10 protein-coding genes and 1 pseudogene are annotated in these 12,015 nt (G+C 66.0%); 3 read left to right on the plus strand and 8 right to left on the minus strand.

What is annotated here, in order from left to right; genetic code table 11:
* Position 1 precedes the first annotated feature (1 nt).
* Positions 2 to 1,597, plus strand: coding sequence for an efflux transporter outer membrane subunit (locus H3V53_RS28230; protein WP_336600752.1), 1,596 nt, complete (start codon positions 2 to 4; stop codon positions 1,595 to 1,597).
* On the opposite strand, the gene H3V53_RS28235 is transcribed toward H3V53_RS28230, so the two are convergent.
* The 4 genes from H3V53_RS28235 to H3V53_RS28250 all read right to left on the minus strand — a co-directional run bounded on the left by H3V53_RS28235 (position 1,594) and on the right by H3V53_RS28250 (position 6,310).
* Positions 1,594 to 2,415 (minus strand): alpha/beta fold hydrolase, encoded by an 822-nt coding sequence (locus H3V53_RS28235; RefSeq protein WP_336600727.1) that lies wholly within the window; start codon positions 2,413 to 2,415, stop codon positions 1,594 to 1,596. The genes H3V53_RS28230 and H3V53_RS28235 overlap by 4 nt on opposite strands.
* Positions 2,416 to 2,531: 116 nt before the next feature.
* Positions 2,532 to 3,767: an MFS transporter gene (locus H3V53_RS28240; protein WP_336600728.1), complete on the minus strand. Its 1,236-nt coding sequence runs from the start codon at positions 3,765 to 3,767 to the stop codon at positions 2,532 to 2,534.
* Between the two features lie 114 nt (positions 3,768 to 3,881).
* Positions 3,882 to 6,125 (minus strand): NADP-dependent isocitrate dehydrogenase, encoded by a 2,244-nt coding sequence (locus tag H3V53_RS28245; RefSeq protein ID WP_336600729.1) that lies wholly within the window; start codon positions 6,123 to 6,125, stop codon positions 3,882 to 3,884.
* A complete protein-coding gene (locus tag H3V53_RS28250; protein WP_336600730.1) occupies positions 6,122 to 6,310 on the minus strand; it encodes a hypothetical protein in 189 nt (62 codons plus the stop codon). The genes H3V53_RS28245 and H3V53_RS28250 overlap by 4 nt, the downstream gene beginning before the upstream one ends.
* A 261-nt stretch (positions 6,311 to 6,571) precedes the next feature.
* Between H3V53_RS28250 and H3V53_RS28255 the strand changes: the two genes are divergently transcribed.
* Together H3V53_RS28255 and H3V53_RS28260 are read left to right on the plus strand one after the other, a co-directional pair.
* A complete protein-coding gene (locus tag H3V53_RS28255) occupies positions 6,572 to 7,726 on the plus strand; it encodes an MBL fold metallo-hydrolase (RefSeq protein WP_336600731.1) in 1,155 nt (384 codons plus the stop codon).
* Positions 7,727 to 7,981: 255 nt separating this feature from the next.
* The gene (locus tag H3V53_RS28260) at positions 7,982 to 8,347 is read left to right on the plus strand and encodes a hypothetical protein (RefSeq protein ID WP_054926888.1); all 366 of its coding nucleotides are present in this window, start codon (positions 7,982 to 7,984) and stop codon (positions 8,345 to 8,347) included.
* A gap of 168 nt (positions 8,348 to 8,515) precedes the next feature.
* Here H3V53_RS28260 and H3V53_RS28265 read toward each other — a convergent pair whose 3' ends face one another.
* From H3V53_RS28265 to H3V53_RS28280, 4 genes and pseudogenes are all read right to left on the minus strand, one after another.
* Positions 8,516 to 9,226 (minus strand): DUF899 domain-containing protein, encoded by a 711-nt coding sequence (locus H3V53_RS28265; protein WP_336600732.1) that lies wholly within the window; start codon positions 9,224 to 9,226, stop codon positions 8,516 to 8,518.
* Between the two features lie 126 nt (positions 9,227 to 9,352).
* Positions 9,353 to 10,006 (minus strand): glutathione S-transferase family protein, encoded by a 654-nt coding sequence (locus H3V53_RS28270; RefSeq protein WP_336600733.1) that lies wholly within the window; start codon positions 10,004 to 10,006, stop codon positions 9,353 to 9,355.
* A 142-nt stretch (positions 10,007 to 10,148) separates the two neighbouring features.
* The gene (locus tag H3V53_RS28275) at positions 10,149 to 10,487 is read right to left on the minus strand and encodes a DOPA 4,5-dioxygenase family protein (protein WP_336600734.1); all 339 of its coding nucleotides are present in this window, start codon (positions 10,485 to 10,487) and stop codon (positions 10,149 to 10,151) included.
* A gap of 29 nt (positions 10,488 to 10,516) precedes the next feature.
* A pseudogene (locus tag H3V53_RS28280) lies at positions 10,517 to 11,601 on the minus strand (phytoene/squalene synthase family protein).
* Positions 11,602 to 12,015: the final 414 nt, after the last annotated feature.

The following is a 12,015-nucleotide window of genomic DNA, read 5'->3' on the forward strand; positions in this document are numbered from 1 at the left end:
GATGTTGCGCCCGACGTCGCGACTGGCACCACGCCTCCTGCCCGCGCTCGTGCCCCTCGTGCTCGCGCTGGGCGGCTGCATCAACGTCGGCCCGAATTACAAGCTGCCCGACAACGCCGCCGTCAATGCGCCGTATGCAAACGGCGCGATCGAAGGCGCAAACCAGGCGCCCGTCTCGCAGCAGGCCATGCCGGCGAAATGGTGGCGTCTGTACGACGATCCCGTGCTCGATCAGCTCGTCACGCAGGCGCTGTCGTCGAACACCGATCTGCGCGTTGCGGCCGCCAACCTTGCGCGCTCACGCGCCGAGCTCGAGTTCGCCAACGAACAGGGCGGCTTTTCCGGCAAGACGTCGGCGGCGTTCCAGCGCGCGCAGGAATCCGCCCAGCAGTATCTGCTGACGGAAAAGGTGCCCGTCGTGACGGAAGGCGCGCTCGACCTGAGCGTGTCGTACGAAGTCGATCTGTTCGGCAAGCTGCGGCGCGGCGTCGAAGCCGCGAAGGCCGACGACGAAGCCGTCGAAGCGGCCATCGACCTCGCCCGCATCACCGTCGTCGCGGACGTCGTGCGCGCGTATGTCGAGTCGTGCTCGGCGGGGGAAGAACTGGAGATCGCGCAGAAGTCGCTGGCCCTGCAGCGGCAGCGCGTGAAGTTTTCGCAGCAGCTGCGCGACGCGGGCCGCGGCAACCAGCCGGACGTGACGCGCGGCCAGACCCAGGCCGACACGCTCGCGGCCGACATTCCGCGTTTCGTCGCGCGCCGCCGCGCCGCGCAGTTCCGCCTCGCGATGCTGCTCGCGCGCGCGCCGAACGACCTGCCGCCCGCCGTGCTGACGTGCAGCAAGCTGCCGCAGCTGAAGCAGCCGATCCCCGTCGGCGACGGCGCGGCGCTCCTCAAGCGCCGTCCCGACGTGCGCCAGGCCGAGCGGCTGCTGGCGGCATCGACGGCGCGCATCGGTGTCGCGACGGCGGCGCTGTATCCGTCGGTGAGCATTGGCGCGTCAGCGGGTTCCGTGGGTGTCGCCGCCGATCTGTTCGGCGCGTCGACGAACCGCTGGGCGTTCGGTCCGCTGATCAGCTGGACCTTCCCGATCAACGGCCAGCGCGCCCGCGTGGCCGAGGCGCAGGCGTCGACGGCAGGCGCGCTCGCGCACTTCGACGGCGTCGTGCTGAACGCGTTGCGCGAAACGCAGACTAGCCTGTCGACGTATGCATCCGATACGACGCGTGCCGACGCGCTGCGCACCGCGTACCAATCGGCCGTGCAGTCGGCGGACGAAACGCACCGGTTATACAGGGCGGGACGCGAGTCGTTCATCGACGATCTCGACGCGACCCGCACGCTCGAAAACGTCGCCGGACAGGTGGCGGCCGCCAACGGCCAGGTCGCGCTGGATCAGGTGAACCTGTTCCTTGCGCTCGGCGGCGGCTGGGAAGAGAGCGACAGCGAACCGGACGGCGTGAAAACGGGGGATACGGCGAGCCGCAAACCCGCCGACAAGTCCGCCAACGCATCCGTCAAAGCATCCGCCAACAAAGTGGCCGACAAAATGCTGGACAAGCCGGCCGAAATGAAACCGCCCGAAAAGCACGACTAGCGGGCGCCCTTCTCTTCTTCGAAAGCCCTGCCGACGAACCGCTCGAGCACGCCATTGAAAAGCGCCGGCCGTTGCAGCGGCGCGAAATGGCTGACGTCAGGCAGCACGATCAACTGCGCATCGGGGATGGTCCACGCGAGATAGTCGGCGTGCTCCTGCTTGATGAATTCGTCGTGTTCGCCGATCGCGACCACGACGCGCACGCCGATCTGCGCAAGATCGTCGGCGCGATAGTCGGGTTGCGTGCGCTGCATGTCGCTGACGGCCGCGACGAACGCGTCGAAATCAGCAGGCGTCGGCGACAGCGCCTCGTAGTCCGCGCGATGCCGCCTGAAACATCGGTCGATCACAGGCGTCGGTACGAAGGGTTTCGCGCCGCCCGGGTCCATGTTGCACGCAAAGAAGAACACGCCCGCGACGCGCTCGGGTGCGCGCCTCGCAAGGACCAGCGCGGTGCACGCGCCGTCGCTCCAGCCCACGAAGGCGGCTCTTCGCACCTGTAGCGTATCGAGCACGGCGAGCACGTCCGACGCCATCAGCTCGTAGCTGTACGGCTGCGCGTCGCGCGTGCTGCGGCCGTGGCCGCGGCTGTCGATCAGGATCACGCGATAACCGGCGCCCACGAGCATCGGCACCTGATATCCCCAGTTGCCGCGATGCCCGAGGCCGCCATGCAGCAACACGACGGGACGGCCCGCGCCGTATGTCGACCAGGCGATACGCGCGCCGTCGTGGTCGACGAACCCTTCGTCGTGCGCTGCGGGCAGCGGCGCGGCGCCGTGCGCTTCGAAGCGTGTCAGGTCGTCGTCCGGGTCCATGTCGAGAGCGCTCCGTGCTGAGGCGAACGCGTCATTGTGCCATCGGTGTGCGTGGTCAGCGTGGCGAGCCGGTGCGCTCAGTCGGTGCGCTCAGTCGGCGTGGTCGGTCGGCGTGGTCAGTCGGCGCGATCCGGCGACTGCTCGCGCAGCGTCACGCCCGCGACGGCGTCTCGCCGCGCGCGCTGCATGCCCGCCAGCGTGACGCCGAGACCCAGCGCGCCCATTCCGAGCGAAATCGCGACGATCACCGCGCGCATCCGCCCCTGCCCCGAAAACATTCCGACCAGCAGACCCGCGAGCGGCTGCGTCAGGTTGTTCAGCATGATCACGACGCCAAGCGTCTTGCCGTAGTCCTTCGCGGGAATGATCGCCTGACGCACGCTGCGCATGTAGATGCTGAACATCTTGTCGAAGCCCACGATCAGCAGAAAGCCCGCGACGTAGCCCCACACGGACGCGCTCAATCCCGCGAGCAGTCCGCCCGCGAAGATCGCCAGAAACGACGCAAGCCCCAATGCGCGACGCGCAATCCGCACGCGCGCGATCAGCAGCAGGACCGCGATTGTCGCGACGGCGCCCGCCGTCTGCACGAACGTGTAGAACGCATCCGGCCGCGCGTGCAGCCCCGTGACCATTGCAGCGGAGGTCGCGAGCGTCACGCCGATCACGAGATTCTCCGCGGCGGCGAGCAGCACCAGCCGGCCAAGACCCGGCAGGCGCACGACATGCGCGAGCGCTGTTTTCAGGGGCGCTAGCCAGTGACCGTGGGCATGATCGTGCGGTGTCCATGCGAACGCGCTGGCGCGCTGCCAGACGAGCGTGGCGCCATCGGCGGCGAAAAACAGCACGGCCGCGACGCCGACCACGACTTCCCAGCGCCACTCGCCGAGCAGCAAGCCCGCGAGCATCGGCCCGAGCACGACGCCGACTTGATCGGCGATCTGCGCATGCGACAGCACCTCCTCGAAACGCTCCGACACGAACACCTGCGGCAGCAGCACTTCGCGCGCGACGAGCCCTTGGCTCGTCAGCACGCCGCACACAGCCGACAGCGCGATCAGCCAGCCGATGCCGCCCGCCACCGCGAATCCCGCGATGCCTGCCGCGCACGCCAGCGCGCGCAATCGCTGGCTCGCGCGCAGCACGGCGACAGGCGAGATCCGGTCGCACAGCGTGCCGCACACAGGAAACACGGCATAGCGCGCAAGCGCCTCGATGAAGAACGCGATGCCCGACCATGTCGCCTGCTGCGTCGTCTGGAACACGACGAGCGGCACGAGAAAAAGCAGGATCTGGTCCGCGAGCCGCGAGAAAAACAGCGACGCGAAGAACGCCTGATGTTGAGCGCGCATGCAGTTGCCTGAATAACGTCCGGCGAGGGGCAATCGTCGATCGTCGCTTGTCCATGAAAAAAGCCCGCGCATCTGCATGCGCGGGCTTGCGTTACAACACTACGCTACCGATGCTCAGGCCGAGACAGCCGCAAGCGCAGAGTTCAGCGTCTTGCTCGGACGCATCACCGTGTCGAGCTTCGCGAAGTCGGGCTGGTAGTAGCCGCCGATATCGACGCTCTTGCCCTGCACGTCGCCCAGTTCGCCGACGATCGTCTTCTCGTTGTCCGTCAGCACCTTGGCGAGCGGCGCGAACTTCGCGGCCAGTTCCGCGTCGTCCTTCTGCGCGGCCAGTTCCTGCGCCCAGTACATCGCGAGGTAGAACTGGCTGCCGCGGTTGTCGAGCTCGCCCGTCTTCGGCGACGGGCTCTTGTTGTTGTCGAGCAGCTTGCCCGTGGCGGCGTCGAGCGTCTTCGCCAGCACCTTCGCCTTGTTGTTGCCCGACTTGATGCCGAGTTCTTCCAGCGACACGGCCAGCGCGAGGAACTCGCCCAGCGAATCCCAGCGCAAGTGGTTTTCTTCGACCAGCTGCTTGACGTGCTTCGGCGCCGAGCCGCCCGCGCCCGTTTCGTACATGCCGCCGCCCGCCATCAGCGGCACGATCGACAGCATCTTCGCCGACGTGCCGAGTTCCATGATCGGGAACAGGTCGGTCAGGTAGTCGCGCAGGATGTTGCCCGTCACCGAGATCGTGTCGAGGCCGCGAATCACGCGCTCGAGCGTGTAACGCATTGCGCGAACCTGCGACATGATCTGGATGTCGAGGCCGTTCGTGTCGTGATCCTTCAGGTACGTTTCGACCTTCTTGATCAGTTCGTTCTCGTGCGGACGGTACGGGTCGAGCCAGAATACGGCCGGCATGCCCGAGTTGCGCGCGCGCGTGACGGCGAGCTTGACCCAGTCGCGGATAGGCGCGTCCTTCACGAGGCACATGCGCCAGATATCGCCCTGCTCGACCTGCTGCGTGAGCGCCGTCAGCACTTCGCCCGTCGCGTTGTCGACGATGCGCGCTTCGCCGTCCTCCTTGATCTCGAACGTTTTGTCGTGCGAGCCGTATTCTTCCGCCTTCTGCGCCATCAGGCCGACGTTCGGCACCGTGCCCATCGTGCGCGGATCGAAGGCGCCGTTGGTCTTGCAGAAGTTGATGATTTCCTGATAGATGCGCGCGAACGTGCTTTCGGGGATCAGGCACTTCGTGTCCGCGGGACGGCCATCGGCGCCCCACATCTTGCCGCCAGCGCGGATCATCGCGGGCATCGATGCATCGACGATCACGTCGTTCGGTGCGTGCAGGTTCGAGATGCCCTTGGCCGAATCGACCATCGCCAGCGCCGGACGGTGCTCGTGGCACGCGTGCATGTCGCGGATCACTTCGTCGCGCTGCGATTCCGGCAGCGTCTCGATCTTCGTGTACAGGTCGACGAGGCCGTTGTTGACGTTCACGCCCAGCTCTTCAAACAGCTTCGCGTGCTTCGCGAACGCGTCCTTGTAGAACACCTTGACGGCGTGGCCGAAGACGATCGGGTGCGAAACCTTCATCATCGTCGCCTTCACGTGCAGCGACAGCATCACGCCCGTCTTGCGCGCGTCTTCCATTTGCTCTTCGTAGAACGCGACCAGCGCCTTCTTGCTCATGAACATGCTGTCGACGATCTCGCCTTCCTGCAGCTTGACCTTCGGCTTCAGCACGATGGTCTCGCCGCGCTTCGTGACGAGTTCCATGCGGACTTCACGCGCCTTGTCGTTCGTGATGGACTTTTCGCCGTGATAGAAGTCGCCATGCTTCATGTGCGCGACGTGCGTGCGCGACGCCATGCTCCACTCGCCCATGCTGTGCGGGTGCTTCTTCGCGTAGTTCTTGACGGCGGCAGGCGCGCGGCGGTCCGAGTTGCCTTCGCGCAGCACCGGGTTCACGGCCGAGCCGAGGCACTTCGAGTAGCGCTTCTGGATTTCCTTTTCTGCGTCGTTCTTCGGGTCTTCGGGATAGTCCGGCACCTTGAAGCCCTTCGACTGAAGTTCCTTGATCGCGCTGATCAGCTGGAACACCGACGCCGAAATGTTCGGCAGCTTGATGATGTTCGTGTCCGGGTCCTGCGTGAGGCGGCCCAGTTCGGCCAGGTTGTCCGGCACACGTTGCTCTTCAGTCAGGAATTCCGGAAACTCGCCGAGAATGCGGCCGGCCACGGAAATATCGCTGGTCTCGACATTGACGCCAGCCGGAGCGGTAAACGTACGGATGATCGGCAGAAAGGCACTCGTCGCGAGCAGCGGGGCTTCGTCGGTCAGGGTGTAGATGATCGTAGGTTGCTTGGTACTCATCGCTTTGCTCTTGGTCGAGAAAGGTTGGGAAATGCCGCCGGCAGCGCCACGGCCGACGCGAATGACCCGAATTTTGCCTTATTTTGGTTTTTGACGGTTTGAAACAGACCGTTCGAAACGCCGATAAGGCAAAAAATTGCACGAACCGCGCCGAACTGGTGCACTTTTTGCGCGAAGATCGGCATTTCATTTCATTCTGCCAGTTCAGCACACGCACAATTTTTCCGGCGACGGGGTGCCAGTGCATCCCGGGTCACGTGGTCGGCCCTGCGCGCCGCACACGGCGAGTCGATGAACCGGACTGCCGTCGCTGCACGATATTTCGCGGCATTGCTCGACTACCGGCACGCCATTGCATCGGCGGAAAATGCGGCGCGCAGTCTACACTGACGCATCGCCCGACCCACAACGCCCGGCTGCGCAAGCAGCCGCACAAACCAGACGCGATGCCGTTCCTGTTCCGCCTGCGCGCCCCGTGCGTCGTGCTCACCGCCTTCGTTCTCGGCGCCTCTGCGGCGACCTGCGCCGTCCGCGCGCAGGAAACCGATCCGTCGCCGGAGAGCCTGGCTGCCGCCGGCATCCATCACGCGCCGCGTACGGCCGACGGCTACGAGAACAGCGACGGGCCGCTCGCGCGCGGCTCGGTCTGGAAGTGGCGCTGGAACCGGCTGGTTCACGACTTGCCGCCGCCGCCCGCGAACGGCTACGCGTTTCGCGTCGATCACCCCGACGTCGCCTGGCTGAAGACGAACCGAAGCGACGCCACGCTGACGTGGATCGGCCATGCCACGGCCTTGCTGCAGATCGATGGGGTCAACATCCTGACCGACCCGGTGTTCTCGGAACGCGCGTCGCCGTTCACCTTCATCGGGCCGAAGCGCCGCGTGCCGCCCGGGCTCGCGCTCGATGAACTGCCGCACATCGATGTCGTGCTGATCTCGCACAGCCATTATGACCACCTGGATACCGCCAGCGTCGAGGCGCTGAACGCGCAGCCAGGCGGCCCGCCCCGCTTTCTCGTGCCGCTCGGCATCAAGGCATGGCTGGCGGGCAAAGGCATCACGAACGCGCAGGAACTGGACTGGAGCGACGAGACGACCGTTTCCGGACTCGACTTCTGGTTCGTGCCGGCGACACACTGGTCCGCGCGCAGCCTCACCGACCGCAATGAGACGCTGTGGGGCGGCTGGGTGATCAAGACGCCCAAGGGCGCCGCCCGGCCGCTTTCCGTGTATTTCGCGGGCGACACCGGCTACGCCAGCGATTCCGGCGACTTCCGGCGGCTCGGCGCGGCGTTCGGCTGCTTCGATCTCGCGCTGATTCCCATCGGCGCGTATGCGCCGCGTTGGTTCATGGGTCCGCCGCACGTCGATCCGCAGCAGGCCGTGCAGATTTTCCAGGACATACACGCGAAAAAGGCCATCGGCATTCACTGGGGCACGTTCGAACTGACCGATGAGCCGCTCGACGAACCGCCGCAAAAACTCGCCGAAGCGGTGCACGACGCCAGCCTGCCCGACGACGCGTTCACGGTGCTCCATCACGGCCAGACGATCGCGCTCGACGGTCCCGATCGTTCGCGCGACGCCTGCGCGCGGTAATCATCGGCAGCGCCGCCCGCGCCAGGCTGCCGCACTGCGTGCGGCCGTGCAGCGCGCGGGCGCGCGTGCCGGGAACAGGCAGCCGTGGTGAGGGCCGATTGTCGGCGGGCCCACATTCGGCCTCGCGTCGGGCCTTCGCATCCGGTTAAACCCTGTTCTGCACGGCACAACGTGCGTGTTATTGTCGTAACTACACGGGTTCGAGCTTTGCTACGCGGAACTCACGTCATATCCGTTACCTTCGCGAGCGTCGCCATGAGTGATGTACGCCATCTTCTGAGCCAACGCGACCGCGTCGAGCTGCTGTGCTGGCTCACATGCGGAAGCCTCGGCGCCTGGTATCTGAACGAGACCTGGCCGTCTGCGTCCTTTCACGTGGAAGCCGCGCACAAGTGGCTCGACAGACACGGGCGCACAGCCGACTGGCTGTGCATCGCGAGGCTGTCGGCCATGGCACTCGACATCGCGCAGCGCCACGCATCGTTCGTCGAAGCCGACTGGGCGCGCGACGCCGTCGAAGAGATTCTCGACACCGACGAACTCGACGCCCAGGCGCGTCTCGTCGTCGCCGTGCTCGGCGACTGCGAGCGCGCGCTCGCCGACAAACGCATAGCCGACTGACCCTCACGACCGGACACGGCGCGGACATTGCGTTGCCGCGTCTTCGCGTCAAGCGTGCATGCGCGTTCGCGTTCGCATACGGTAAGCGCGGCACGGCGCGAACCACAGCGCCGCACGCTTCAAAAACACGCTGCTGCACGTGAACCGCCTCACCGTCGGCGCCAACCGTCACTTCCCGTCATCCAGCTTCGGATACCAATGCGGATCACGCCCTTCCGGCGTCATGTCGAAGATCGTCCACATCGGCATCAGATCGGGCGCGCCGCGCGGGTCCTGGCCGGGATCGGCCGTCGCCAACCCCATTTCCGCCGCGTAAAAATGCCGGATCGTGCCACCGCGGCGCGTGAACACCTGGAACGCCGGCTCGTCGCCGCCATCGTCGCCGATCGCGCCGAAGTCGCGGCTGTACGCGCCGTCGACATCCGAATACAGCTTCAGAGCGCGCCAGCCGCGCTCCTTTTTGAACGCGGCGAGCCGCTCGACGGGCGAGCGCGCGACGACGGCAAGCGCGACGCGCTGCATGATGTCGCGCGCCTCGCCGTCCCACGCGCTCAATAGCGACGTGCACATCGGACACGGCCGCTCGCGCTGCGGCCCGAACATGAAGCTGTAGATCACCAGCGTGTCCTTGTCGCCGAACAGCGCCGCGAAATCGACGGGCCCCGCTTCGCCGACGAAGCGATAGTCGCGCGTCACTTCGCCACCGGGCGGCAGCGCGCGGCGTTGCGCGGCCACGCGCTCGATGTGGCGGCGCAGTTCGATTTCTTCCGCAAGCAGCGCATCGCGTGCGCGGCGGTACTCGATGCTTTCGTTCGGATAGTGCCGGCCGTTGCGCTTCGCGAGTTCGGCGGCGGGCACGAGAGGCGATGCAGAAGACATGGTGTGGCCTCCGTGAAAGAAGAAAGGGCGCCGTAGGCCGGGCCAACTGGTGAGGCTAGTCAGCCGGGCTCACGGGCGCTCGACCGGCAATGACTCGACCGCGAAGGGGCGCCGGGTCAGCCGCGCCTAGTCGCGATCGGGCGCGCCGAGCGGAAACAGATGCCGGTAAGGCCGCGCTTCGTCGACGGCGCGCGCAAACGACGGCCGTTTCAACAGGCGCTGCCGGTAAGCGATCACCTGCTTGAACCTCGGATCGATCCGATGCGTCCAGTCGGCATAGAAGAGAAACGGCGCCGCCCCGCAGTCCGCGAGACTGAAGCGCTCGCCCGCTGCCCACTCGCGGTCTTTCATCACGTTGTCGAGCCACGCGTAGGCGATGTCGAGCAGCGCGCGCGCATCGGCGACGCCGCGCGCGTCGCGCTCATTCGCATCGCGCATGCTGTCGAACACGATTTTTTGCTGCGGTGTCGCGAGGTAGTTGTCGAAGAAGCGGTCCATGAAGCGCACTTCGAGCGCCGCGCGCGGATCGTCCGGCAGAAACCGCACGGGGCCGGGGTGGAACCGCTGCAAATGCTCGATGATGACGGTCGCCTCGGGGATCGTGCGGCCTTCGTCGACGAGCACCGGAAAGCGCCGGATGGGCCAGCGCGCGGCGAGTTCGTCCATCGCGCCGGGTTCGTCGAGCCGCCGGTAGTGGAAGCGCGTGTCGTTCTCGTAAAGCGCGGTGAGCGCCTTCTGGCAATACGAAGAAAACGGGTGAGCGTAGAGCGTCAAAGTCATCGTCGTCGTCCTTGCTGGCTGGAAGCGGTCGATATGTCCGCTTACCTCGACGACGAACGGCGGCGACACGAATCGACACCGCCGGCGAGAAAAGTTGTGCTGCGCTGCGGCGTCGCGTTCCAGCACCGCGCGACGCGACGCGTTATCCGCCCAGAGCCGCGAGCTTCAACGGGTACGAGCGCCCGATCCACGCCGCCGCGTCGCGATGGTCGCGCAGGGCGTCGCCTGTGTTCGGATGCAAAAACACGTCGAGCGTGCCGTGATTGAGCGTGAGCCACGCGAACAGCTCAGCGAGCAGCTCGGGGCCGAACGCGAGCTGATACGACCACATCGGATGCGGTCCAACCGGGCGTTCGTGAAAGCGCCCTATTTCGAGCCTGCCGCCGAAGCGCGCCTCGATGGTTTCGCGCAGCGCCCATGCGGCGTCGCGCGTCGCCTGATCGAAATACACATGGGCGTGCCAGCTGATGATGTCTGTCATGGTGCGTCCCGTGCCGGGTTATGCCGCGTTCATCGTACGCTTTCGGGCGCCAGCGCGTTCGCGCTTTTGCCGATGCGCGCTTCGATTGCCCCGATCAGCCCTTCGATCCAGTGGCGCAGCCGCGCATCCGACAGCGAAGCGGGCAGCGAGCGCGCGATGATGCCGTACACCTGGTTGCGGCGGATCTTCGAGCCGCGCGCGGGATCGAGCCAATGCTCGTTATCGACGAGCAGCAGCAGCGTTTCGAGCCCGATCACAATCGGCCACACGCACGCGAGCCGCAAGCGCGGCGAGAAGCGGGGAATGGCCAGCGTGTAGTCGAGCGCCGCGCGAAAGTGTTCGAGCGACGGGCGCACCAGTTCGTGCATCAGCGGCTGCGCGCGCTTCGACGCTTGCGGGCCGAGCAGCATCGTGGGCGTCAGCCCGAATCCGTCGAGCATCGCCAACGGCAGATAGCAGCGCCCGATGCGCAGATCCTTGCCGCAATCGCGCAGCACGTTGGTCATCTGCAACGCCTTGCCGAAGCGCACGCCCCGATCGAGCATCGTCGCGGGTTCGGTTTTCAGCGTGCCGGGCAGATGCGCGTAGGTCATCCTGGTCCAGAACTCGCCAACGCAGCCCGCCACGAGATACGTGTAGCGGTCCAGTTCGCTCCATTCGCGCAGCGCGACGATCTGGCCCGAGCGTTCGTCGGGGAAGGTGCGCAGATCGAACTCCATGCCCGTGGTCAACGTCGTGACGATCTCGCGCACGGCGGCGCGGTCGGTCTCGTCCAGTTGCGCGAGCACGTCGAGCGCGGGCGCGATCGATTCGAGCAGCACCTTTTCGTCCGACTGACTCTGCTGCCCCGCCACTTCGCTTGCGAGACGCCGCGCGAGTTCGCCGTCGTCCGTCGCGCCGTTGACCTGCTCGCGAGCGCGAGCAGCAGCGCGAGCCGCTGGCCGGGCGGTATCAGAGCGGTATCGGCGATGGTGTCGGCGGCGCGCGCAAGCAGATACGCGAGACCGATGGGATCACGCATGCCGGCGGGCAGAATGCGCAGCGTCAGATAAAACGAACGGGACACGCCTTTGAGCAACGGACCGAGCAGAAAGGCCCGAGTGGAACTGGACATGAGTTGAGGTCGAATCAGGTTGAGTGGTTCAGCGCAGCCGCATTGTATCCGGCGCGCGCCTGCCGGGCCGCGCGTACGCATGCCGCGCGCGCGATGATGCACGCATAAAACCGCATAAAACCAATACATCGCGTCAGGTCAATGCACATTGCGATCACGTTACGCAAGCTTTCTTGCTACAATTCCGGACACGCCGCAAGTTCACGCGGCAGCCCTTCATCCACACATCACCAAGGGAGGCGTTCAATGCATACGACGAACATCGCAATCTCCCGTGGGATGTCGCCAGGCGTCACCGGCTCTCTGAGCTAGGTCGTCATCCGCGCCGGACCGGCGTCACGAACAGGTCCGCGCCTTTACCAGACAACCGTTTCTTTCGTCGCCGCCGCAGATGGGCGGGCATCGGCTGTCTGT

Source organism: Paraburkholderia bengalensis, assembly GCF_037126505.1.
In the GTDB taxonomy this organism is placed as follows: domain Bacteria; phylum Pseudomonadota; class Gammaproteobacteria; order Burkholderiales; family Burkholderiaceae; genus Paraburkholderia; species Paraburkholderia bengalensis.

What these genes read in the sequence shown, in the direction of transcription:
- H3V53_RS28230 (WP_336600752.1), top strand. Translation starts at nt 2, where the DNA reads ATGTTGCGCCCGACGTCGCGACTGGCACCACGCCTCCTGCCCGCGCTC.
- H3V53_RS28235 (WP_336600727.1), bottom strand. Translation starts at nt 2,415, where the DNA reads ATGGACCCGGACGACGACCTGACACGCTTCGAAGCGCACGGCGCCGCG.
- H3V53_RS28240 (WP_336600728.1), bottom strand. Translation starts at nt 3,767, where the DNA reads ATGCGCGCTCAACATCAGGCGTTCTTCGCGTCGCTGTTTTTCTCGCGG.
- H3V53_RS28245 (WP_336600729.1), bottom strand. Translation starts at nt 6,125, where the DNA reads ATGAGTACCAAGCAACCTACGATCATCTACACCCTGACCGACGAAGCC.
- H3V53_RS28250 (WP_336600730.1), bottom strand. Translation starts at nt 6,310, where the DNA reads ATGCCGATCTTCGCGCAAAAAGTGCACCAGTTCGGCGCGGTTCGTGCA.
- H3V53_RS28255 (WP_336600731.1), top strand. Translation starts at nt 6,572, where the DNA reads ATGCCGTTCCTGTTCCGCCTGCGCGCCCCGTGCGTCGTGCTCACCGCC.
- H3V53_RS28260 (WP_054926888.1), top strand. Translation starts at nt 7,982, where the DNA reads ATGAGTGATGTACGCCATCTTCTGAGCCAACGCGACCGCGTCGAGCTG.
- H3V53_RS28265 (WP_336600732.1), bottom strand. Translation starts at nt 9,226, where the DNA reads ATGTCTTCTGCATCGCCTCTCGTGCCCGCCGCCGAACTCGCGAAGCGC.
- H3V53_RS28270 (WP_336600733.1), bottom strand. Translation starts at nt 10,006, where the DNA reads ATGACTTTGACGCTCTACGCTCACCCGTTTTCTTCGTATTGCCAGAAG.
- H3V53_RS28275 (WP_336600734.1), bottom strand. Translation starts at nt 10,487, where the DNA reads ATGACAGACATCATCAGCTGGCACGCCCATGTGTATTTCGATCAGGCG.